The sequence below is a fragment of the Pseudaquabacterium rugosum genome, assembly GCF_038066575.1.
Lineage (GTDB): Bacteria > Pseudomonadota > Gammaproteobacteria > Burkholderiales > Burkholderiaceae_C > Pseudaquabacterium > Pseudaquabacterium rugosum.
In genome coordinates this window covers 186,069-207,546 of the sequence record NZ_JBBUTF010000007.1, presented here as the reverse complement: position 1 = coordinate 207,546, position 21,478 = coordinate 186,069, and the positions used below count along the sequence as shown (strand labels likewise).

Here is a 21,478-nt window from a genome sequence, read left to right as displayed (position 1 = left end):
AAACGCCCCCCCGATGTCCACGACTTCCTCCCTGCAGGCCCCGACGGCTGGGCTAGAGTCCACGCTCCCCGCAGCCACCGAGCCGACGAGCATCACCATGTCCGACACCCCCGCATCGCCCCTGGACAGCCTGGCCGACCCGAGCCTGCTGAAGACCGACGCGCTGATCGGCGGTGAGTGGGTCAGCGGCGGCAGCCGCTTCGACGTGCACGATCCGGCCACCGGCCAACGCCTGGTGGACGTGGCCAACATGGGCCCGATCGACTGCCACAACGCCATCGTCGCCGCCGACAAGGCCTGGCCCGCCTGGCGCGCCCGCAGCGCCAAGGAGCGTGCGGCGGTGCTGATGCGCTGGTTCCAGCTGATCCAGCGCCATGCCGACGACCTGGCCCGCATCCTGACCGCCGAGCAGGGCAAGCCGCTGGCCGAGGCCAAGGGCGAGGTCGTCTACGGCGCCAGCTTCATCGAGTGGTTCGCCGAGGAAGCCAAGCGCGCCTGCGGCGAGACCATCCCCTCGACCGACGGCAACAAGCGCTTCCTGACGATGCGCCAGCCCATCGGCGTGTGCGCGGCCATCACGCCGTGGAATTTCCCGATCGCGATGATCACGCGCAAGGTGGCGCCGGCGCTGGCCGCGGGCTGCCCGGTGGTGATCAAGCCGGCCGAGGCCACGCCGCTGTCGGCGCTGGCCGTGGCCGAGCTGGCCCAGCGTGCCGGCCTGCCCGCGGGCGTGCTCAACGTGCTGCCGGCCGATTCGGCCCAGAGCATCGAGATCGGCGCCGTGCTGTGCTCGTCGGACGTGGTGCGCCACCTGTCGTTCACCGGCTCGACCGAGGTCGGCCGCATCCTGATGCGCCAGTGCGCGAACACGGTCAAGAAGCTGGCGCTGGAGCTGGGCGGCAACGCCCCCTTCATCGTCTTCGACGACGCCGACCTGGATTCGGCCGTCGAGGGCGCGATGGCCAGCAAGTACCGCAACGCCGGCCAGACCTGCGTCTGCGCCAACCGTCTGTACGCACAGGCCGGCGTCTATGACGCCTTCGTCGAGAAGCTGGCGGCCAAGGTCGCCACCCTCAGCGTGGGCAACGGCTTCGCGCCGGGCGTCACCCAGGGCCCGCTGATCGACGACGACGCGCTCGTCAAGGTCGAGGAGCACGTGGCCGACGCGCTGTCCAAGGGCGCCCGCGTGGTGGCCGGCGGCCAGCGCGCCGCCGAGCACGGCGAGCGCTTCTACCAGCCCACCGTGCTGGCCGACGTGACGGCCGACATGCTGTGCGCCCGCGAGGAGACCTTCGGCCCCGTGGCCCCGGTCTTCCGCTTCGAGACCGAGGCCGAGGCCATCGCCGCGGCCAATGCCACCGAGTTCGGTCTGGCCAGCTACTTCTACAGCCGCGATGTCGGCCGCATCTTCCGCGTCGGCGAGGCGCTGGAGTACGGCATGGTCGGCATCAACACCGGCATCATCAGCACCTGCGAGGTGCCGTTCGGCGGCGTCAAGCAGTCGGGCCTGGGCCGCGAGGGCGGCCGCCAGGGCATCGACGAGTACCTGGAAACCAAGTACCTCTGCCTGGGCGACATCCAGAAGTGAGGCCCCGGGGCGCCACGGGCGCCCCCCCACTCACTCGTCGTTGGCGGCCGGTGCGGCCGTGCCCCGGGCACCGAAGGGCAGCCGCCCGCGCGGCACCGCCGTCAGGCAGGACTCGCGCGCGCGCTGCAGCAGCTCGCGCGCATCCTTGCCCTGCTGCGGGTACTGCGCCAGCCCGGTGGCCACGCTGACCCCCAGATCCCGCCCGGCCACCGCGAACGGCCGCAGCAGGAGCTGCGCGAGCTTCTCGGCCACGCGCCCGGCGTCCTTGGGATCATCCATCCAGGCCAGCAGCACGGCGAAGGCATCGCCGCCGATCGAGGCGACGACGTCGCTGGCGCGCAGGCCCGAGCGCAGCCGGACCGCCACCTTGCGCCGCAGCACGTTGGCCGCCTCCGGCCCCAGATCCCGCGTGGCCTCGTCCAGCCCTTGCAACTGCAGCAGCAGCACGGCCATCGGTGCCGGCTCGCGCTCACGCAGCGCCAGCAGATGGGTCATGTGCTCCATCAGCTGCGCGTGGTTGGGCAGGCCGGTGGCCAGGTCCGACGCATAGGCCTTGCGCGCCTCGCGCTCCAGGCGCTTGCGCTCGACCGCCAGCCGCAGCGGCCGGTCCATCGCCAGGCCCCAGGCCTCGCGGCGCGGCAGCACGTCCTGCACGCCCAGCCGCAGCAGGCGCAACACATCGGCCAGCGCCGGCTCGGGCCCCAGCACCACCACCGCGGCATCGAGCGCGGCCTGGGCCAGCCCGGGCCAGGCCGCCACGCGCGCCAACGTCGGCGCATCCGGACAGTCGAAGACCAGGCCGTCGGGGCGCTGTCGCACCAGCGCCTCACCCAGCTGCGCCAGATCGGCCACCGGATGCAGGATCAAGGGCCCGTAGGGACTGAAGCCGAGGTCCGGTGCCGGTGCACGGGAGACCAGGATGATTTCGACGGGGGCGCTCATGTGTGCAGTGCAGCAAAGACGGCATGATGCCTCAGGCGCAGGGGGGTGCCAATGCGTGTGTGCCCGTGTGTGGCGGCGCTGGACCCGCCACCCCGCGCCGTGGATCGGCACCCGGCGGCCAGGGCCGCGGTCCGGTCACGGTCCGGTCACGGTCCGGTCACGGTCCGGTCGCTCCGGACCCGTTTTTTTCTACGCGAATATCTACGCCGCGGCCCCGACTGCCCCGGCCCTTCGAGGGCTGTTAGACTATGGCCACTGACCCGAGGAAACGGTGCCAAGTTGTTGCCCCACAAGGATAAAACGACGCAAGTGCTTGATTCATCAGGGAAAAGTGAAATGCGGGTGTAGTTCAATGGTAGAACGGCAGCTTCCCAAGCTTCATACGAGGGTTCGATTCCCTTCACCCGCTCCAGACCCCGGCACCTGACCCGTGCCACCCACGAGGCCCCATCCGGGGCCTCTGTGCTTTCCGGGCCCGCATGGCGGGCCGCCCTGCCCCGAACCGCCCGAGACCCGCCCATGGCCAGCGACGTGCCGATGCCCCCTGCCGACGAGATGACCGATGCCGCCGCCGCCGCGCCGTCCGACCCGGTCGGCGGCGCGGGTGAGGTGCCGGTGGCCACCGACAGCCGTCACCAGCGCCCGGTGCGCAGCTTCGTGCTGCGGGCCGGCCGCATGGGCACGGGCCAGATCCGTGCGCTGGAGGAACTGGCGCCACGCTTCCGTCTGCCCTACCAGGCGCAGCTGCAGGACTGGGATGCGCACTTCGGCCGTCAGGCCCCGCGGGTGCTGGAGATCGGCTTCGGCATGGGCCAGGCCACGGCCCAGATCGCCGCGGCGCGGCCCGAGCTGGACTTCATCGGCGTCGAGGTGCACGAGCCGGGCGTGGGCTCGCTGCTGAAGATGATCGGCGAGGGCGGGCTCGGCAACGTCCGCATCGTCCAGCACGATGCGGTCGAGGTGCTGCGCGACATGGTCGCGCCCGGCAGCCTGGCTGGCCTGCACATCTACTTCCCCGACCCGTGGCACAAGAAGCGCCACCACAAGCGCCGCCTGATCCAGCCCGATTTCGTCGCCTTCCTGGCCACCCGGCTGGCGCCCGGCGGCTGGCTGCACTGCGCGACCGACTGGCAGGACTACGCGGTGCAGATGCTGGAGGTGCTGGGCGGCTGCCCGGCGCTCGAGAACACCGCCGCCCCTGGCTCCGACGGTTATGTGCCGCGCCCGGAGATGCGCCCGCTGACCCGCTTCGAGGCCCGCGGCCTGCGCCTGGGCCACGGCGTGTGGGACCTGGTGTTCCGCCGCAAGGCGGACTGACGGCGAGCCGACGTGACGAGGGGCCCCGCGGGGCCCCTTCGTTCATCCGCCCGGCGCCCGGTGCCGGGCGCGACGCGCGGTCAGTCCTGCCAGCTCACCACGCCGGTCCAGGCCGTCACCAGCACCACGATGCCGAAGACGATGCGGTACCAGGCGAAGGGCACGAAGCTGTGGTTGGCGATGTAGCGCAGCAGCCAGCGCACGCAGGCATAGGCGCTGATGAAGGCGGTGACCAGGCCGACGGCGAACTGCGGTGCGTCGGCCAGGCTCAGCAGCGCGCGCTCCTTGTACAGGCTGTAGGCGCCGGCACCCATCAGCGTCGGGATGGCGAGGAAGAAGCTGAAGTCGGTGGCCGCCTTGCGCGACAGGCCCAGCAGCATGCCGCCGATGATGGTCGCGCCCGAGCGGCTGGTGCCGGGGATCATCGCCACGCACTGCACCAGACCGACCTTCAGCGCATCCAGCGGGCTCATGTCGTCCACGCTGTGGATGCGCACCGCGCTGGCCGGCCGGCGTTCGGCCCACAGGATGATGAAGGCGCCGACGATGAAGCTGGTCGCCACCACGGTGGGCGTGAACAGATGGGCCTTGATCGCCTTGCCGAACAGCAGGCCCAGCACCACGGCCGGGAAGAAACCGATGCCCACGTTCAGCAGGAAGCGGCGCTGGGCCGGGCTGCTGGCCACGCCGGTGACGGCCTCCTTCAGACGCTGGGCATAGACCAGGATGACGGCGAAGATGGCGCCGGTCTGGATCGCGATGTCGAAGACCTTGTCCTTGGCCTCGGTCAGGCCCAGCAGCGAGCCGGTGAGGATCAGGTGGCCGGTCGAGGAGATCGGCAGGAACTCGGTCAGGCCCTCGACGATGCCCATGATGGCGGCCTTGGCCAGCAACAACAGATCCACGGATGACGCCCCTTGAATGACAGTGAACAGGCGCGCCGGGGCTGGCTGATCAGGGTCAACCCCAGTGCGGTGCGCGCGCATGATACGAGCGCACCCGGGCGGCTGCAGCAGCCACACCCGGGCCCCGGGGGCGCCATCCCTGATGTGACGGGCCTTCGGTGCGCGTCGGCGGTTGACCCACGGCACCGCGGCGCACTACATTACTGACCGGTCAGTCATTAACTCGCGATTTCCGTGTCTTCCCCCGCTGCCGATCCGGCCCGCCGCCGCCGCAAGGACGCCCGCCCGCAGGAACTGCTGGAGGCCGCCCTGGCCCTGTTCGTCGACAAGGGTTTCGCCGCGACCCGGGCCGAGGAAGTGGCCCAGGCCGCGGGCGTGTCCAAGGGCACGCTCTACCTGTACTTCCAGAGCAAGGAAGACCTGCTCAAGGCCGTCATCAGCCACTTCGTGTCGCAGCGCATCGCCGCCACGCTGGGCGAGATCGCGCAGCACACCGGCCCCTGCGGCCCGGTGCTGCGCCAGGGTCTGGCCGACTGGTGGATCGAGGCCCACGACAGCCCGGCGGCCGGGGTGTTCAAGCTGATCATCTCCGAGGTGCGCAACTTCCCCGAGATCGGCCGTTTCTACGCGCAGGAGGTGGTCGAGCCGGCGCATGCGATGCTGGCCGCCCTGATCCGCCGCGGCATCGCCAGTGGCGAGTTCCGGCCGCTGGATCCGGATCTGGTCGTGCATTCGCTGATCCTGCCGCTGGTCATGCTGTGCGTGCACCGGCATTCGCTGGCGCCGTGCGTCTCGCCGTTGTCGGCCGACGCCGCGCAGTTCATCCGCCACCACGTCAACCTGGTCGTCGACGGCCTGCAGACCGGAGCGCCCGGCCTGCCGCCGCAAGACAGCGCCTGCTGCGGCCCGTCGACCCGGAGCCTGGAGCCCCCGTCGCCGTGAGCCCCGCCCGCCGTCGCATCCTCGTGTCGAGCCTGATCGCCGCTGCCGTCGTCATCGCCGGCGGGCTCTTGCTGCGCCAGCGCGCGGCACCGGCGCCCCAGGCGCCCACGGCCGGCGCCCGCGGCGCGGCCCCGGGTGCTGCGGGGGTGGCCGGCGGCACCGTCGGCAGCCCCGTGGAGGGGGCCGGCGGCATCGAGCTGGCGCTGCTGCCACGCGACGTGTTCACGCTGCAGCAGGGCGAGCTGCTGCGCACGCTGGAGCTCAACGGCAGCCTGAAGGCGGTCGACAGCGCGGTGCTCAAGGCCCGTGCGGCGGGCGAGCTGCAGCGGCTGGACGTGCGCGAAGGCGACAGCGTGCACGCCGGCCAGGAGATCGGCCGCATCGACCCCACCGAGGCCCGGCTGCGCCTGCAACAGGCCGAGCAGCAGCTGGTGCAGACCCGCGCCCAGCTGGACATCGCCCAGCGCCAGCTCGACAACAACCAGGCCCTGCAGCGGCAGGGCTTCATCAGCGGCACGGCGCTGCAGACCAGCGAATCCAACGCCACCGCCGCCCGTGCCGCCGTGCAGGCCGCACAGGCGGCGCTGGCCCTGGCGCGCAAGGCGGCCGACGACACGGTGCTGCGCGCGCCGCTGACCGGTCTGGTGTCGCAGCGCCTGGCCCAGCCGGGCGAGCGGCTGGCCCTCGATGCCCGCGTGCTGGAGATCGTCGACCTGCGCCGCCTGGAGCTGGAGGCCGGCGTGCCGCCCGACGCCGCACCCGCCCTGCGGCCGGGCCAGCCGGCACGGCTGCAGGTCGAGGGCGCGGCCGAGGTGCTGCCCGCCCGGCTGGCCCGCATCAACCCCAGCGCCCAGGCCGGCAGCCGCCAGCTGCCGGTCTATCTGTCGGTCGACGGCCATCCGTCGCTGCGCCAGGGCCTGTTCGCCCGCGTCACGCTGGAGCTGGACCGCCGACACGCGCTGCTGCTGCCGGTCTCGGCCCTGCGCAATGACCAGCCGCAACCCTATGTGGTGCGTGTCGGCGCCGATGGCCTGGCGCAGTGGGTGGTGCCCCGGCTCGGCGAGCGGGGGCGCGCCAACGGCCTGGACGGGGTCGACATGGTGGTGGTGCTCGATGGCCTGACGGCCGGCGACCGGGTGCTGTCCGGCGCGGCCGGTCTGGTGCCGCAAGGCATGCGCCTGCGGCTGGAGCCGCCGGGCGGCAGCCCGCAGGGGGCCAACGGCCCCGCGCCGTCCGGGCCGCCCCGGACGCCCGGGATGCCCGCGACGCCGCCGTCGGCCACCGCGACCGCCACCGCCCTGGCGGCCTCGCGCTGACGCGCGCGCCATCCGCGCCCCCGGCTCGCCCACCGCCCGCCATGTGGTTCACCCGCGTCTCGATCGTCAACCCGGTGATGGCCGTCATGGTGATGGCCGCCTTCGTCGTGCTGGGGCTGTTCAGCCTGCAGCGGCTGAAGGTCGACCAGTTCCCCGAGATCGAATTTCCCACCGTCGTCGCCCAGATCGACTACCCCGGCGCCGCGCCCGAGGTGGTCGAGAACGAGGTCACGCGCAAGGTCGAGGAGGCGGTCAACACGATCGCCGGCATCAACCAGCTGATGTCGCGTACCTATGAAGGCACCTCGGTGGTCATCGTCCAGTTCAATCTGGACGTGGACGGCCGGCGCGCGGCCGACGACGTGCGCGAGAAGCTGGCCGCCATCCGCCCGCAGCTGCGCGACGAGGTCGAGGAGCCGCGCGTCTCGCGCTTCGATCCGTCCACGCGGCCGATCTTCAGCCTGGCGCTGACCTCGCCCGACGCCAGCCGCAGCCTGCAGCAGCTGACCCGCCACGCCGACCAGGTGCTGAAGAAGCGGCTGGAGACGGTGCGCGGCGTGGGCTCGGTGGCGCTGGTGGGCGGCAGCGCGCGCGAGGTCTCGATCGCGCTCGACCCGCAGGCGATGGAGGCCTACGGCGTGACGGTGGACGCGGTGATGGCCGCGCTGCGCAACGACACCCAGGATCTGCCGGCCGGCGCGCTGCGCGGCCCGGAGATCGAGCGCTCGGTGCAGATCCGCGCGCGGGTGGCCGATCCGGCCGCGCTCGGCGAGCTGATCGTCGCCCGCCGCGGCGCGGCCGCGGCCGGCAGCACGACGGTGGCCGGTGCGGCCGGCCAGCCGGTGCGGCTGCGCCAGGTCGCGCGCGTGATCGACGGCGCGGCCGAGACGGAATCGCTGGCCCTGCTCAACGGACGGCGCACGCTGGCCCTCGAGGTGCAAAAGAGCCAGGGCCAGAACACGGTGGAGGTGGTCGACGGCCTGCAGGCGGTGGCCGCCGAGCTCCGGCGCGACCTGCCCGCCGGCATGGCCATCGAGGTGGTGCGCGACAACTCGCGCCAGATCCGCACCGCGGTGGCCAACGTGCGGCAGACGCTGATCGAGGGCGCGCTGCTGACGGTGGGCATCGTCTTCCTGTTCCTCAACAGCTGGCGCTCGACCGTCATCACCGGGCTGACGCTGCCGATCGCGCTGATCGGCACCTTCCTGTTCATGTACGCCTGGGGCTTCTCGATCAACATGATCACGCTGATGGCGCTGAGCCTGTGCGTGGGCCTGCTGATCGACGACGCCATCGTCGTGCGCGAGAACATCGTGCGCCATGTGCAGATGGGCAAGACGGCGCGCCAGGCCGCCCTCGAGGGCACGGCCGAGATCGGGCTGGCGGTGCTGGCCACCACGCTGTCGATCGTCGCGGTGTTCCTGCCCATCGGCTTCATGGGCGGCATCATCGGCAAGTTCTTCCACGAGTTCGGGCTCACCATCGTCGCGGCGGTGCTGATCTCGATGTTCGTCAGCTTCACGCTCGATCCGATGCTCAGCGCGGTCTGGCATGACCCGGCGATCGACCGCGAAGGCCAGCCGTTCGTGCCGCGCACGCGCTACGACCGCACGCTGGGCCGCCTGACGCACGCCGTCGACCGCGCCAGCCACCGGCTGGGCGAACACTATGTGGCGGCGCTGGACTGGTCGCTGCGCCACCAGGGCAAGACCGTGCTGCTGGCCGTCGGCACGCTGGTGGCGGCGCTGCTGCTGGCCGGCCGCCTGGGCACCGAGTTCGTGCCCAAGGCCGATTTCTCCGAGACCTCGCTGAGCTTCCACACCCCGCCGGGCACGCCGCTGGCCGTCACCGAGGCCCGCGCCCGCCAGGTCGACGCCATCGTGCGCCGCCTGCCCGAGGTGCGGCAGACGCTGGCCACGATCAATTCCGGCCAGGCGGCCGGGCGCACCGACGTGTCGATCTTCGTGCGCCTGGTCGAGCGCAAGGCGCGCACGCGCACCGTCGAGCAGATGTCGGCGCCGCTGCGCGCGCAACTGGCCCAGGTGCCGGGCATCACCGTCACCCACGTCGGCCTGCTGGACGCGGTGGGCGGTGCCAAGCCGCTGTCGCTGTCCTTGCGGGGCCCGGACCTGCGCGAGCTGGAGCGGCTGACGCAGCAGGCCCTGGCCCGGCTGCGCACCGTGCCGGGCCTGGTCGATCCGGACAGCAGCATGAAGCCGCCGAAGCCGGTGCTGACGGTCGACGTGCGGCGCGAGGCCGCCAGCGACCTCGGCCTGTCGGTCGGCGCCATCACCAGCACGCTGCGCGCGCTCGTCAATGGCACGGTGGTGGCCCAGTGGCGGGCCCAGGACGACCAGAGCTACGACGTGCGCGTGCGCCTGGCCCCCGAAGCGCGCGACGAACCGCAGGACCTGGCGCGCCTGGGCCTGGTGGTCGGCCAGGGCAGCGACGGCAGCGCGCGCCTGGTGCGCCTGGGCCAGGTCGCCGACCTGCGGCCCGACACCGGCGTGGCCCAGATCAACCGCCGCGACCTGCAGCGCGAGGCCGAGATCACGGCCAACACCGACGGCCGCGCGCTCGGCCAGGTCTCGGCCGACGTGCAGAAGGTGCTCAAGGCGATGCCGCTGCCGCCGGGCTACAGCTGGCGCTTCGGCGGCAGCACCAAGGACATGCAGGAGAGCTTCGCCTACGCGGTCTCGGCGCTGGCGCTCGGCGTGGTCTTCATCTACATGATCCTGGCCAGCCAGTTCCGCAGCTTCCTGCAGCCGCTGGCGCTGATGGCCTCGCTGCCGCTGACGCTGATCGGCGTGGTCGGCGCGCTGCTGGTCTGGCGCTCGACGCTGAGCATGTTCTCGGTCATCGGCGTGATCATGCTGATGGGCCTGGTGACCAAGAACGCGATCCTGCTGATCGACTTCGCGATCCGCGCCCGCCAGGACACGGTCGATGCCCAGGGCCGGCGCGTGCCCGGCCTGCCGCGCACCGAGGCCCTGCTGCTGGCCGCCCGCGTGCGGCTGCGGCCGATCCTGATGACGACGCTGGCCATGGTCTTCGGCATGGTGCCGCTGGCCTTCGGCGTGTCCGAGGGCTCCGAGCAGCGCGCGCCGATGGGCCAGGCCGTCATCGGCGGCGTCATCACCTCCTCGGTGCTGACGCTGGTGGTGGTGCCGGTCATCTACGGCTGGATGGACGATCTGGCCGCCTGGGGCCGGCACCGGCTGGGCCTGCCGCCGGCCGTGACGGACGTCAGCCTGGAGGGGACAAGCCCCCCATAGAATCGCGGGTTTGTCCGCGCCGTGCCCGGTGCGCGTGGCCCGAAGGCCGCCGCCCGCACGCCGCGCCACCCGCCCGAAGAACCGCTCCACCGCACACGCACACGGACAACGCGCCATGAACATCGAACAAGCCCGCTTCAACATGATCGAGCAGCAGATCCGCCCCTGGAACGTGCTCGACCTCGACGTGCTGTCGCTGCTGGGCGTGGCGCGCCGCGAGGACTTCGTGCCGGCCGTCCACAAGGCCCTGGCCTTCAGCGACACCGAGATCCCGCTGGCCGATGGCGGCCGTGACGGCCAGATCATGCTGGCCCCGCGCCTGGAAGCCCGCCTGCTGCAGGAGGCCCGCGTGCAGCGCCACGAGCGCGTGCTGGAGATCGGCACCGGCTCGGGCTACATGGCCGCCCTGCTCGGCCACCGCGCGCAGAGCGTGCTGACGCTCGAGCGCGTGCCGGCGCTGGCCCGCCAGGCCGCCGAATCGCTGCGCGCGGCCGGCGTCACCAACGTCACCGTGCGCGAGGCCGATGGCGCCCGCGGCGCGGCCGGCGATGCGCCGTTCGACGTCATCGTGCTGTCGGGCAGCGTGGCCCGCGTGCCCGCGGACCTGATCGACCAGCTCAAGCCGGGCGGCCGCCTGCTGGCCGTCGTCGGCGACCTGCCGATGATGGTGGCCCAGCGCATCACCCGTCTGCCCAACGGCGGCCTGCACACCGAGCCGCTGTTCGACACCGTCGCGCCGCGCCTGGTGGGCTTCAGCGACAGCCCGCGCTTCCAGTTCTGATCGTCGCGGCCGCGGGGCGCCACGGCCCTGGCGCCCCGGCCGCACCGCCCTGCCCCACGGACAGCCCCACGGAAAGCCTCCCCGATGCAGCACCTGCGCCCCGAAGACATCGCCCCCTGGCTGGACGCCCTGCGCCAGCGCGAGCCGCAGGCGCGACCGGTGCTGCTGGACGTGCGCGAGCCCTGGGAGCTGGCCACGGCACGGCTGGAGATCGACGGCGCGGCGCTGGTCCACATCCCGCTGCAGAGCCTGCCCCACGGCCATGACGCGCTGGACCCCGGGCAGCCGGTGCTGGCGCTGTGCCACCACGGCGTGCGCAGCGTGGCCGCGCTGCGCTTCCTGGCGGATCAAGGTTTCGACCATCTGGTCAACATCGCCGGGGGCATCGATGCCTGGTCGCGCGACGTGGACCCGTCCATTCCCCGTTACTGACACGCCAGCCGGCGGTGGTGCGCATCATGAGCCTGAGCCGTTCCTCCCTGTTCCGTCGGCCGTCGGCCGGTACCCGCCCGACGCCCGGCCGCCTGCGCCGCCCCGCGATGGCCCGGGCCATCGCCCTGGCGCTCGCAGGCCTCGGCCTGGGATCCGTCCAGGCCCAGAGCCTGCAGCCGCTGTACGAGGCCGCACGCGACCATGACGCGACGCTGGAATCGGCCCGGCTGCAGACCGACGGCACCCGGCTGAAGGCCGCGCAGAGCCGCGCGCTGAAGGGCCCGAGCGTGGATGGCGGCGCCAGCCTGGCGGCGTCCACCGCCGACACGCCCTGGTCGAGCACGCGCACCACGCACAACCAGCAGGGCCAGCTGACGCTGACCGCGCGCCAGTCGCTCTACAACCGCGCCAACGACGCGACCATCGCCCAGTCCGAGCGCGGCGTGGCCGTGGCCGAATCCCAGCTGCGCGCCGCGCAGCAGGACCTGATGCTGCGCCTGACCCAGGCCTATTTCGACGTGCTGACGGCCCAGGACGCGCTGGCCACGGTGCGCGCCAACCGCAGCGCCATCGCCGAGCAGCTGGCCTCGGCCAAGCGCAACTTCGAGGTCGGCACCGCCACCATCACCGACACCCGCGAGGCCGAGGCCCGGGCCGATCTGGTGCGCGCCCAGGAAATCGCCGCCGAGAACGATCTGGAGACCACCGGGCTGGCGCTGGGCCAGCTGGTCGGCCGTGACGGCCTGCAGCCGCGGCCGCTGGCCCGCCCGGTCACGCTGCCGGCGCTGCTGCCCGACGACGTCGAGGCCTGGGTCGCCCAGGCCGAGGCGAACAACGCGCAACTCGCCCAGCTGCGGCTGGCGCTCGACGTCGCCCGGCTGGAGACGGACAAGGCCCGCGCGGCGCTGTCGCCCACCGTCAGCGCCAGCGCGACGCTGGCCGACACCTGGACCCGCGTGTCCGGCCGCACGGTCAGCAGCGGCCAGGAAGTGCCGTTCGGCCCGAACCGCGGCAGCGGCCTGTCGGGCAGCGTGGGCGTGGCGCTGAACATGCCGCTCTACAGCGGCGAGTCGCTGCAGAACCGGCTCAAGGAGACGCTGGCGCTGGAGGCCAAGGCGCGCGCCGATCTGGAGGCCGCCCGCCGCAGCGTCGCCCAGGGCACGCGCAGCGCCTTCCAGAGCCTGCGCTCGCTGCGCGCGCGCATCGGCGCGCTGCAGGCGGCCGAAGCCAGCAGCGCGCTGGCCCTGCAGGCCACGCAACTGGGCTACCAGGTGGGCGTGCGCGTCAACCTCGACGTGCTCAACGCGCAGAGCCAGCTCAACGGTGCGCAGCGCGACCTGGCCAAGGCCCGCTACGACCTGCTGGTCGGCCAGCTCAAGCTGCGCCAGTTGGCCGGCGTGCTGGCCGAGCCCGATCTGCAGGCCACCGATGCGCTGCTGGCGCGCTGAGGCCGCGGCGGCGGATCGACCGGCACGGCCACGCGCAGATCGGGCGACACACCGGGCCGCGCTTCAGGCGCCACACCGGCCGGCCGAGCCGACGGCCCGGGCATGGACCCGCTGAAGCCGCGGCGCGCGCGGCGCGGCAGCGGGGCCGTCACGCTGCACGAGGTGGCCCGGCTGGCGGGCGTGGCGCCGATCACCGCCTCGCGCGCGCTCAACAAGCCGCAGCTGGTCTCCGACGAGGTGCGGCGCAAGGTGGCCGAGGCGGTCGCGCAGACCGGCTACGTGCCCAATCTGCTGGCCGGCGGCCTGGCCTCGACCCGCAGCCGCCTGGTGGCGGCCGTGGTGCCGACGCTGACCGGCCCGGTCTTCCTGCCGACGGTGGCCGCACTGACCGAGGCGCTGGCGGCCGAGGGCTGCCAGCTGATGCTGGGCCAGACCGGCTACGACGTCGCACGCGAGGACGCGCTGCTGGAGGCCATCATCGGCCGCCGCCCCGACGGCCTGGTGCTGACCGGCACGCTGCGCAGCGAGGCCGCCCGCCGGCGGCTGCGCGCGGCCGGCTTTCCGGTGGTCGAGACCTGGGACCTGGCGGGCGACCCGATCGACATGCTGGTCGGCTTCTCGCACGAGGCGGTCGGCCGCGCGGTGGCCCGCCATCTGCATGCCCGGGGCCGGCGCCGGCTGGCGCTGATCGGTGGCGACGATCCGCGGGCCCGCCGCCGCGCGGCCGCCTTCGCCGACGAGGCGGCGCGCCTGGGCTTGGACCCGGTGCAGGCGGTCGAGGTGCCGGCGCCGACCACGCTGCGCAGCGGCCGCGCCGGCCTGCGGCAGTTGCTGGGCGGGGCGACGGGCCAGGCCGGCGCCGGCGGCACCGCGGGCACCCCGTCCATCACCGGCACCGCCAGCACCACCGGCACCACGGCCACCGCCGCCTCCGCGGCGCGGCCCGACGCGGTCTTCTGCAGCTCCGATCTGCTGGCCCTCGGCGTGCTGCTGCAGGCCCAGGCCGACGGGCTGCGGCTGCCGCAGGATCTGGCGGTCATCGGCTTCGGTGACCTCGACTTCGCGGCCGACACCCTGCCGGCGCTGAGCACGGTGCGCATCGACGGCCCGACCATCGGCCGCCACGCGGCGGCCTGCATCGTCGCGCGCGCCGGTGGCGACGCGGGCCCGCGGGTGATCGACGTCGGCTTCCGCATCGTCAGCCGGGACAGCGACTGAGGCGCTCCGGGCGGGCGAGACGCCACCGCGGCACGGCCGCGGGCCCCGGGCGCTGACCACCCGCACCGGCCACCCGCACAGGCCACCAGTACCGGGCACCGCCGGGCACCGCCGGCCCCCAACGATCGGCCGAAGCCGCGCTCACGCCCCCGGGTAAACACGGATTTCATCCCCCTGTCCGGCACCAGATGACAACGATATCATTCGATCACCCACGGATGACAGCGCTATCATGACCGCCATGTTCTCTCGCCGCCTGGCCTGCCTCGCCCTCGGCCTGCCGGCCCTTGCCGCCTCGCTCGCCCTCGCCCCGTCCGCCCAGGCGCAGACCTGGCCGGCCAAGCCGGTGACCCTGCTGGTGCCCTTCCCGCCCGGCGGCTCGACGGATTCGATCGCCCGCGCCATCGGCCCCAAGCTGCAGGAGCGCTTCGGCCAGACCTTCCTGGTCGACAACAAGGCCGGCGCCACCGGCACCATCGGCGCCACCCAGGTCAAGCGCGCGCCGGCCGACGGCCACACGCTGATGGTGACCTCGCTGGGCCCGCTGGTGATCGCCCCGCACCTGATCAAGGCCACCGCCTATGACGCGCAGAAGGACTTCGACCTGCTGACCGTGGCCGTGCAGGCGCCCAACGTGCTGGTGGTGCCGGCGGCCTCGCCGTTCAAGTCCACCGCCGATGTCGTCGCCGCACTCAAGGCCCAGCCGGACAAGGTCAGCTTCGCCTCGTCGGGCAACGGCTCGTCGGACCACCTGACGGCCGAGCTGTTCTGGCTGCAGACCGGCACCTCCGGCCTGCACGTGCCCTACAAGGGCGGCGCACCGGCCATCAGCGATCTGCTGGGCGGCCAGGTCGAGGCCTCGTTCCAGAACGTCAACGCGGTGCTGCAGCACATCCGCGGCGGCAAGCTGCGCGCGCTCGCCGTCACCGGCGACAAGCGCTCGGCCGTGCTGCCGCAGGTGCCCACGCTGGCCGAGTCCGGCGTCAAGGGGGCCGACGTCTACTCGTGGCAGGCCGTGGTCGCGCCCAAGGGCCTGCCGGCCGACGTCAAGGCGAAGCTGCACGACGCCCTGGTCGACGCGCTGAAGGACCCGAAGATCAGCCAGCAGTTCACCAGCGTCGGCCTCGAGATCGTGGCCAGCACGCCCGAGGCCTTCGCCGCCTTCATGGCCCGCGAGAACGCGCGCTGGAAGCAGCTCATCGAGACCCGCAAGATCACCGCGGACTGAGTTCCCCCACCCCTGCAGACACCCGCGCACGCGCCCTCCGCGGGGCGCAAGCCGCGGCCCGGCGCCCTGCCCCTGCATCACGGACCCACCTCCTCATGACCACGCCCCGCATCACCTCCCTGCGCGCCATCCCCGTGGCCGGCCGCGACGGCATGCTGCTCAACCTGAGCGGCGCACATGCCCCTTACTTCACCCGCAACCTGCTGGTGCTGACCGACTCGGCCGGCCGCACCGGCGTGGGCGAGGTGCCCGGCGGCGAGAAGATCCGCCAGACGCTGGAGGACGCGGCCGCGCTGGTCGTCGGCCAGCCGGTGGGCAGCCATCTGGCCGTGCTGCAGGCGGTGCAGAAGGCCTTCTCCGACCGCGACAGCGGCGGCCGCGGCCTGCAGACCTTCGACCTGCGCATCACCATCCACGCGCTGGCCGCCATCGAATCGGCGATGCTGGACCTGCTGGGCCAGCACCTGGATCTGCCGGTGTGCGATCTGCTGGGCGAAGGCCGGCAGCGCGATGCCGTCGAGATGCTCGGTTATCTGTTCTTCGTCGGCGACCGCACGAAGACCGATCTGCCCTACGCCAGCCCGGCCGATGAAGCCGATGACGCCGACGACTGGTGTCGCCTGCGCCACGAGGCCGCGATGACACCCGAATCGGTCGTGCGCCTGGCCGAGGCCGCCCGCGCGCGCTACGGCTTCAACGACTTCAAGTTGAAGGGCGGCGTGCTGGCCGGTGATGCCGAGGTGGATGCCGTCACCGCCATCCACGAACGTTTCCCCGACGCCCGCGTCACGCTGGACCCCAACGGCGGCTGGCTGCTGAAGGACGCGATCCGCCTGGGCCAGCGCATGCGCGGCATCGTCGCCTATGCCGAGGACCCCTGCGGCGCCGAGGGCGGCTTCTCGGGCCGCGAGGTGATGGCCGAGTTCCGCCGCGCCACCGGCCTGCCCACCGCCACCAACATGGTGGCCACCGACTGGCGCCAGTTCACCCATGCGCTGAGCCTGCAGAGCGTGGACATCCCGCTGGCCGACCCGCACTTCTGGACCATGGCCGGCTCGGTGCGTGTGGCCCAGACCTGCCGCGACTGGGGCCTGACCTGGGGCAGCCACTCGAACAACCACTTCGACGTCTCGCTGGCCATGTTCACCCATGTGGGCGCGGCCGCACCGGGCAAGGTCACCGCCATCGATACCCACTGGATCTGGCAGGACGGCCAGCGCCTGACGAAGGACCCGCTGAAGATCGTCGGCGGCCATGTGCAGGTGCCGAAGAAGCCGGGCCTGGGCGTCGAGCTCGACATGGTCGAGGTCGAGAAGGCCCACCAGCTCTACCTGCAGCACGGCCTGGGCGCGCGCGATGACGCGATGGCCATGCAGTACCTGATCCCGGGCTGGACCTTCGACAACAAGAAGCCCTGCCTGGTGCGCTGAGCGCGCGCTGGACGGAGCCGGTGCGCCACCACGCACGGCGCACCCCGGCGCGCCCTCGCGCCATCCCAGGCCGGCACGCAGACGTGTGCCGGCCTTTTTCATGGCCCCGCAGAAGGGCCGCATCACCCCGGAGACCCGACCATGAGCCTCGCCCATCCCACCCGTCGCCAGCTGCTGGCCGCCGGCGCCGCCACCGGTGCCACCGCCTTCACCGGCAGCGCGCTGGCCCAGGCCTTCGCCTTCACGCCGCAGCAGCGCTATCCCGATCCGTCGGTGCAGATCCTGGACCCGTCCTTCGCCCGCTACCGCATCTACAGCAGCACCATCGAACAGGTGGCGACCGGCATGCGCTGGGCCGAAGGGCCGGCCTACTTCCCGGGCGCGGACGGCGCACCGGGTTACCTGCTGCTCAGCGACATTCCGAACAACCGCATCATGAAGTTCGACGAGAAGACGGGCAGTATCAGCGTCTTCCGCGACAAGGCCAACTGGGCCAATGGCAACACCCGCGACCGCCAGGGCCGCCTGATCACCTGCGAACACTCGGTCACGCGCCGCGTGGTGCGCACCGAGACCAACGGCAAGCTCACCGTGCTGGCCGACAGCTTCGAGGGCAAGCGCCTGAACGCGCCCAACGACGTGGTGGTCAAGTCCGACGACAGCCTCTGGTTCACCGACCCGCTGTTCGGCATCAACGGCGAATGGGAAGGCTTCAAGGCCAAGCCCGAGCAGGCCAGCACCAACGTGTACCGCATCGCCGCCGACGGCAAGCTGACCGCCGTCATCACCGACCTGGTCAACCCCAACGGCCTGGCCTTCAGCCCGGACGAGAAGAAGCTCTACGTGGTGGAGTGGAAGGGAACGCCCAACCGCAGCATCTGGGCCTACGACGTCAACGCCGACGGCACGGTCGCCAACAAGACCAAGCTGATCGACGCGGCCGACTTCGGCGCGCTCGACGGTTTCAAAGTGGACCGCGACGGCAACCTGTGGTGCGGCTGGGGCAGCAACGGCGCGCTGAACGCCGAGCCCAGCGACGTGGGTGGCCGCAAGGTCTACCAACTCAAGGGCAAGCCCGAAGACCTGGACGGCGTGATGGTGTTCAGCCCCGCCGGCAAGCCGCTGGCCCACATCCGCCTGCCCGAGCGCTGCGCCAACCTCTGCTTCGGCGGCCCCAAGGGCAACCGCCTCTACATGGCCAGCTGCCATTCGCTGTACGCGCTCTACGTCGAGGCGCATGGCGCGGTGTGAGCAGCCAGGGCGGCCCTTCCCCCGCCGGGGCCGCCCGCGCGCTCACACCATCTGCGAATCCGGCAGCAGCTCCATCGGCACGGTGTCGGGCGCGTCCTGCTGGAGCGCGTTCTGCTCGACGGCCGTGCCCATCAGGTGGTCCCAGACCATGAAGTACAGGCCGTAGTTGCCACTGCCGCGCAGGTGGTGGTGGGCATGGTTGGACGAGCTGTTGAGCCAGCGGCCCAGCGGATGGCTGCCCCAGCCCACCGGATAGAACTCGCGGCCGCAGTGGCCGTAGCAGTTGTAGATCAGGCCGATGGTCTCGAAGGCCAGCATCGCGCCCAGATGCATCGGCACGATGCAGAAGACGGCCAGCACCGCCAGACCTTCGAGCAAGGCCTCCAGCGGATGGAAGCAGTAGGCGGCGAAGGACGTCGGATGGATCGAGCGGTGGTGCACCAGATGCACGCGGCGGAACAGCGCGCGGGTGTGCATCAGCCGGTGCAGCCAGTAGAACAGGGTGTCGTGCAGCAGCAGCGCCAGCACGATGCTCACCGGGATCCACCACAGCGGATGGCGGTCATCGAGGTAGACGGCCATCCAGCGGTCGAGCTGCCAGCCGGCGCACACGCCATAGACCAGCGTGAACACCCCGATGGCCACCGCCGAGCGCACCGCCTCGTGCAGCGCGGCCGAGCGGACGTCGAAGCGCGAACCCGGCGTCACCGCATGGGCCCGGCCGCCCCCGCGCCCGGCCACCGGCCGGCTCATCACGAACCAGAAACCCGCCACCACCAGGTAGCGCAGCCCGAACAGCAGGCAGGCGTACAGCATCGGACCGGCCCAGGGGGCGGTCGGCGCGAGCGCATCCAGCACAGTCATCGTCCTCCGTGGTGCCGCGATCGCGGCGGCCCCGGCCCACACGGACCGGCGGTCCGTCCACGGGTGGGGCGAAGGCAGAATAGCGCTTGAATTACGCGTCCCATCGGCCATGAACTGGGGATGTCCAAGGCGCTTGATCCGGGTCAATGCGCAGGCGCGAGGGGCTTGCGTACGGACGTTTCAAGACATCGTTTTCCTGTAGAAAACGGACAGATGTCGCCGCGGGATCCGAGCCACTGGACAGCGCCCTCCACCCGGCCGGAGCGGGCCGGCCGGCGGCCGCCTCTTGATTTCCGCCCGCCACGCGCCATCTGCAGGGCATGACGCACGACACCCCCGCTTCCTCGACCCCGCCGTCTCCCGCAGGCCGCGCCGGCGGCGTGACGTTGCCGCTGCGGCTCAAGGCCCTGGCCGAGCTGGCCACGCTGCTGGAGAAGCTGGAGCGCGAGCCCGGCAGCGCCAGCGCCGACCAGTACCGCCATGTCGTCGAACGCACCCGGGCGCAGCTGCAGACCACCGAGCGCGACGAGGCGCTGGAGCGGCTGCTGCGCGTGCGCCCGGCGCTGGCCGAGCTCTACGAGAACCTGCACTACGCCCAGGCCGGGCTGTGTCGCGCGCCGCTGGAGCCGGCGCTGCATGCCGAGCTGGCCGCCAGCGCGCTGCTGCGCCGGCTGCGGCAGCGCTCCGGCCCGCCTGCGCAGGCCTGACGGCCGGACCGGAGCCGGACCGGAAGCGCCAGGCGGCCCGCCGGCACCCGGCCGGCCGCCACCGTACCGACGACCTCAGTGGACCATCTTGGCCACGCTCAGCAGCGTGCGCCAGATGCCCCAGGCCAGCGGCAGACCCACCGCCGCCCAGGCCAGCACCACCACCGCCGTCGAGGTGCGGTGGAAGGTCATGGTGCCGGGGCCGACCTCGGCCGCCGCCGCGCGGTCATGCGCCAGCCGCTTCTCGTGGGCCAGTTCCGCATCGCTCATGAAGTGGCGCGCGGCCACCGGCCGGATCATCAGGTTGCACACCAGGCCGAGGGCCAGCATGCCCACCAGGATGTACATGGTCTGGTTATAGACCTGCTCGCGCGGCAGGCCGAGGGCCAGCTGGTAGTCCCGCATGTAATTGACCACCACAGGGCCCAGGATGCCGGCCGTGGCCCAGGCCGTCAGCAGCCGGCCGTGGATGGCGCCGACCATCTGCGTGCCGAACAGGTCGGCCAGATAGGCCGGCACCGTGGCGAAGCCGCCGCCGTACATGCTCAGGATCAGGCACAGCGCGCCGACGAACAGCACCAGCTGACCGGCCGCCGCCGATGACGGCACGCTGGCGTACAGCAGCCCGCCCAGCACGAAGAACACCACATAGGTGGTCTTGCGGCCCAGGCGGTCCGACAGGCTGGCCCAGACGAAGCGCCCGCCGATGTTGAACAGGCTCAGCAGCGCGGTGAAGCCCGCGGCCACGCCGGCGATCGCCGCCAGCTGGGCCTTGTCCAGATCACCGTAGCGCAGGTCGACGCCGATCAGATGGCCGCCGAAGATCTCCTGCAGCATCGGGCTGGCCATGCCGATCACGCCGATGCCGGCCGACACGTTCATGCACAGCACCAGCCACACCAGCCAGAACTGCGGAATGCCCCAGACCTTGCTGACGTGCACATGCTGGCGCGTGATCATCGCGCTGCCGGTGCTGGCGGCCGGCGCCTGCCAGCCTTCGGGTGCCCAGCCCGAGGGCGGCACCCGGTAGCCCAGCGCGCCGCCCATCATGAAGACGACATAGACCGCGGCCATGACCAGCAGCGTGGGCACGACACCGACCGAGGTCGGCCCGGCGAAGACCTTCATCAACTCGGCCGCCAGCGGCGAGCCGATCATCGCGCCGCCACCGAAGCCCATGATGGCCATGCCGGTGGCCATGCCGCGGCGGTCGGGGAACCACTTGATCAGCGTGGACACCGGCGAGATGTAGCCCAGGCCCAGGCCGATGCCGCCGATCAGGCCCGAGCCCAGCCACATCAGCCACAGCTGGTGCAGGTGCACGCCGAGGGCCGAGACCACCATGCCGCCGCACCAGCACAGCGCGGCCACCACCCCGGCCTTGCGCGGACCGGCACGCTCCAGCCAGCCGCCCCACAGCGCGGCCGACGAGCCCAGCAGCACGAAGAACAGCGTGTAGATCCAGCCCAGGCTGGAGATGCGCCAGTCGCAGCTGGTGGTGAACAGCTCGGCCCACAGGCTCATGTCCTTGGCGCAGGTCTGGGCGGCCTGCACGCCGATCGCCTTGGACAGCGGCAGCCAGAACACCGAGAAGCCGTAGGCCATGCCGATGCACAGGTGGATGGCGAGCGCGGCCGGCGGCACCAGCCAGCGGTTGAAGCCGGGCGCCGCGATCGTGCGCTCCTTGTCGAGCCAGCCAGCGCGGCCGGTGTGCGGCACGGCGCCGCTCATCACTGCAGACATGAGGATCCTTCTCCGGTGGAGCGAGGGCAGGCGGGAGCAAGGCCGGCGACGACGGCCGCCATCCGCCACGGACGCCGGCGACATCGCACGG

The 21,478-nt window shown here is 72.2% G+C and carries 17 protein-coding genes and 1 tRNA gene; 14 read left to right on the top strand and 4 right to left on the bottom strand.

Translation table 11 applies throughout. From position 1 onward, the window contains the following. Positions 1 to 97 precede the first annotated feature (97 nt). Positions 98 to 1,588 carry an NAD-dependent succinate-semialdehyde dehydrogenase gene (locus AACH11_RS09645; RefSeq protein ID WP_341374001.1) on the top strand — a complete coding sequence of 497 codons (1,491 nt, stop codon included), beginning with the start codon at positions 98 to 100 and terminating at the stop codon, positions 1,586 to 1,588. Between the two features lie 30 nt (positions 1,589 to 1,618). On the opposite strand, the gene AACH11_RS09640 is transcribed toward AACH11_RS09645, so the two are convergent. Then, complete coding sequence (locus tag AACH11_RS09640; protein ID WP_341374000.1) at positions 1,619 to 2,530, bottom strand: GGDEF domain-containing protein; 912 nt, start codon at positions 2,528 to 2,530, stop codon at positions 1,619 to 1,621. Positions 2,531 to 2,868: 338 nt separating this feature from the next. Between AACH11_RS09640 and AACH11_RS09635 the strand changes: the two genes are divergently transcribed. Together AACH11_RS09635 and trmB are read left to right on the top strand one after the other, a co-directional pair. Then, positions 2,869 to 2,942, top strand: a tRNA-Gly gene (locus AACH11_RS09635). 107 nt (positions 2,943 to 3,049) lie between these two features. Continuing rightward, a complete protein-coding gene (gene trmB, locus AACH11_RS09630) occupies positions 3,050 to 3,847 on the top strand; it encodes a tRNA (guanosine(46)-N7)-methyltransferase TrmB (RefSeq protein WP_341373999.1) in 798 nt (265 codons plus the stop codon). Positions 3,848 to 3,927: 80 nt separating this feature from the next. Here the strand turns inward: trmB and AACH11_RS09625 are convergent, their stop codons facing one another. Continuing rightward, the gene (locus tag AACH11_RS09625) at positions 3,928 to 4,752 is read right to left on the bottom strand and encodes an undecaprenyl-diphosphate phosphatase (RefSeq protein WP_341373998.1); all 825 of its coding nucleotides are present in this window, start codon (positions 4,750 to 4,752) and stop codon (positions 3,928 to 3,930) included. Between the two features lie 234 nt (positions 4,753 to 4,986). Between AACH11_RS09625 and AACH11_RS09620 the strand changes: the two genes are divergently transcribed. From AACH11_RS09620 to AACH11_RS09575, 10 genes are all read left to right on the top strand, one after another. Further along, positions 4,987 to 5,694 (top strand): TetR/AcrR family transcriptional regulator, encoded by a 708-nt coding sequence (locus AACH11_RS09620; RefSeq protein ID WP_341373997.1) that lies wholly within the window; start codon positions 4,987 to 4,989, stop codon positions 5,692 to 5,694. Further along, positions 5,691 to 7,010 carry an efflux RND transporter periplasmic adaptor subunit gene (locus AACH11_RS09615; protein WP_341373996.1) on the top strand — a complete coding sequence of 440 codons (1,320 nt, stop codon included), beginning with the start codon at positions 5,691 to 5,693 and terminating at the stop codon, positions 7,008 to 7,010. Before AACH11_RS09620 ends, AACH11_RS09615 begins: the two co-directional genes overlap by 4 nt. 41 nt (positions 7,011 to 7,051) lie before the next feature. Next, a complete protein-coding gene (locus tag AACH11_RS09610; protein WP_341373995.1) occupies positions 7,052 to 10,285 on the top strand; it encodes an efflux RND transporter permease subunit in 3,234 nt (1,077 codons plus the stop codon). 115 nt (positions 10,286 to 10,400) lie between these two features. Next, positions 10,401 to 11,066 carry a protein-L-isoaspartate O-methyltransferase family protein gene (locus AACH11_RS09605; protein ID WP_341373994.1) on the top strand — a complete coding sequence of 222 codons (666 nt, stop codon included), beginning with the start codon at positions 10,401 to 10,403 and terminating at the stop codon, positions 11,064 to 11,066. A gap of 84 nt (positions 11,067 to 11,150) precedes the next feature. Then, on the top strand, positions 11,151 to 11,498 hold the full coding sequence (locus AACH11_RS09600; protein ID WP_341373993.1) for a rhodanese-like domain-containing protein: 348 nt from the start codon (positions 11,151 to 11,153) through the stop codon (positions 11,496 to 11,498). A gap of 26 nt (positions 11,499 to 11,524) precedes the next feature. Then, positions 11,525 to 12,946 carry a TolC family outer membrane protein gene (locus tag AACH11_RS09595; protein ID WP_341373992.1) on the top strand — a complete coding sequence of 474 codons (1,422 nt, stop codon included), beginning with the start codon at positions 11,525 to 11,527 and terminating at the stop codon, positions 12,944 to 12,946. A gap of 102 nt (positions 12,947 to 13,048) precedes the next feature. Next, positions 13,049 to 14,164, top strand: a complete 1,116-nt coding sequence (locus tag AACH11_RS09590) for a LacI family DNA-binding transcriptional regulator (protein ID WP_341373991.1) — start codon at positions 13,049 to 13,051, stop codon at positions 14,162 to 14,164. Between the two features lie 241 nt (positions 14,165 to 14,405). Next, on the top strand, positions 14,406 to 15,392 hold the full coding sequence (locus AACH11_RS09585) for a Bug family tripartite tricarboxylate transporter substrate binding protein (RefSeq protein ID WP_341373990.1): 987 nt from the start codon (positions 14,406 to 14,408) through the stop codon (positions 15,390 to 15,392). A gap of 95 nt (positions 15,393 to 15,487) precedes the next feature. Further along, positions 15,488 to 16,822 carry a glucarate dehydratase gene (gene gudD, locus AACH11_RS09580; protein WP_341373989.1) on the top strand — a complete coding sequence of 445 codons (1,335 nt, stop codon included), beginning with the start codon at positions 15,488 to 15,490 and terminating at the stop codon, positions 16,820 to 16,822. A 141-nt stretch (positions 16,823 to 16,963) separates the two neighbouring features. Further along, positions 16,964 to 18,073: an SMP-30/gluconolactonase/LRE family protein gene (locus AACH11_RS09575; RefSeq protein ID WP_341373988.1), complete on the top strand. Its 1,110-nt coding sequence runs from the start codon at positions 16,964 to 16,966 to the stop codon at positions 18,071 to 18,073. A 42-nt stretch (positions 18,074 to 18,115) separates the two neighbouring features. Here AACH11_RS09575 and AACH11_RS09570 read toward each other — a convergent pair whose 3' ends face one another. Continuing rightward, a complete protein-coding gene (locus AACH11_RS09570; RefSeq protein ID WP_341373987.1) occupies positions 18,116 to 18,937 on the bottom strand; it encodes a sterol desaturase family protein in 822 nt (273 codons plus the stop codon). A 320-nt stretch (positions 18,938 to 19,257) separates the two neighbouring features. Here AACH11_RS09570 and AACH11_RS09565 point away from each other — a divergent pair, with 320 nt between their 5' ends. Beyond that, a complete protein-coding gene (locus AACH11_RS09565; RefSeq protein ID WP_341373986.1) occupies positions 19,258 to 19,644 on the top strand; it encodes a hypothetical protein in 387 nt (128 codons plus the stop codon). Between the two features lie 75 nt (positions 19,645 to 19,719). On the opposite strand, the gene AACH11_RS09560 is transcribed toward AACH11_RS09565, so the two are convergent. Next, a complete protein-coding gene (locus AACH11_RS09560; protein WP_341373985.1) occupies positions 19,720 to 21,387 on the bottom strand; it encodes an OFA family MFS transporter in 1,668 nt (555 codons plus the stop codon). Positions 21,388 to 21,478 lie beyond the last annotated feature (91 nt).

Excerpts from the sequence above, each read along its gene's own strand:
- AACH11_RS09645 (WP_341374001.1), top strand. The coding sequence starts at position 98 with ATGTCCGACACCCCCGCATCGCCCCTGGACAGCCTGGCCGACCCGAGC.
- AACH11_RS09640 (WP_341374000.1), bottom strand. The coding sequence starts at position 2,530 with ATGAGCGCCCCCGTCGAAATCATCCTGGTCTCCCGTGCACCGGCACCG.
- trmB (WP_341373999.1), top strand. The coding sequence starts at position 3,050 with ATGGCCAGCGACGTGCCGATGCCCCCTGCCGACGAGATGACCGATGCC.
- AACH11_RS09610 (WP_341373995.1), top strand. The coding sequence starts at position 7,052 with ATGTGGTTCACCCGCGTCTCGATCGTCAACCCGGTGATGGCCGTCATG.
- AACH11_RS09605 (WP_341373994.1), top strand. The coding sequence starts at position 10,401 with ATGAACATCGAACAAGCCCGCTTCAACATGATCGAGCAGCAGATCCGC.
- AACH11_RS09600 (WP_341373993.1), top strand. The coding sequence starts at position 11,151 with ATGCAGCACCTGCGCCCCGAAGACATCGCCCCCTGGCTGGACGCCCTG.
- AACH11_RS09595 (WP_341373992.1), top strand. The coding sequence starts at position 11,525 with ATGAGCCTGAGCCGTTCCTCCCTGTTCCGTCGGCCGTCGGCCGGTACC.
- AACH11_RS09590 (WP_341373991.1), top strand. The coding sequence starts at position 13,049 with ATGGACCCGCTGAAGCCGCGGCGCGCGCGGCGCGGCAGCGGGGCCGTC.
- AACH11_RS09585 (WP_341373990.1), top strand. The coding sequence starts at position 14,406 with ATGTTCTCTCGCCGCCTGGCCTGCCTCGCCCTCGGCCTGCCGGCCCTT.
- gudD (WP_341373989.1), top strand. The coding sequence starts at position 15,488 with ATGACCACGCCCCGCATCACCTCCCTGCGCGCCATCCCCGTGGCCGGC.
- AACH11_RS09575 (WP_341373988.1), top strand. The coding sequence starts at position 16,964 with ATGAGCCTCGCCCATCCCACCCGTCGCCAGCTGCTGGCCGCCGGCGCC.
- AACH11_RS09570 (WP_341373987.1), bottom strand. The coding sequence starts at position 18,937 with ATGACTGTGCTGGATGCGCTCGCGCCGACCGCCCCCTGGGCCGGTCCG.
- AACH11_RS09565 (WP_341373986.1), top strand. The coding sequence starts at position 19,258 with ATGACGCACGACACCCCCGCTTCCTCGACCCCGCCGTCTCCCGCAGGC.
- AACH11_RS09560 (WP_341373985.1), bottom strand. The coding sequence starts at position 21,387 with ATGTCTGCAGTGATGAGCGGCGCCGTGCCGCACACCGGCCGCGCTGGC.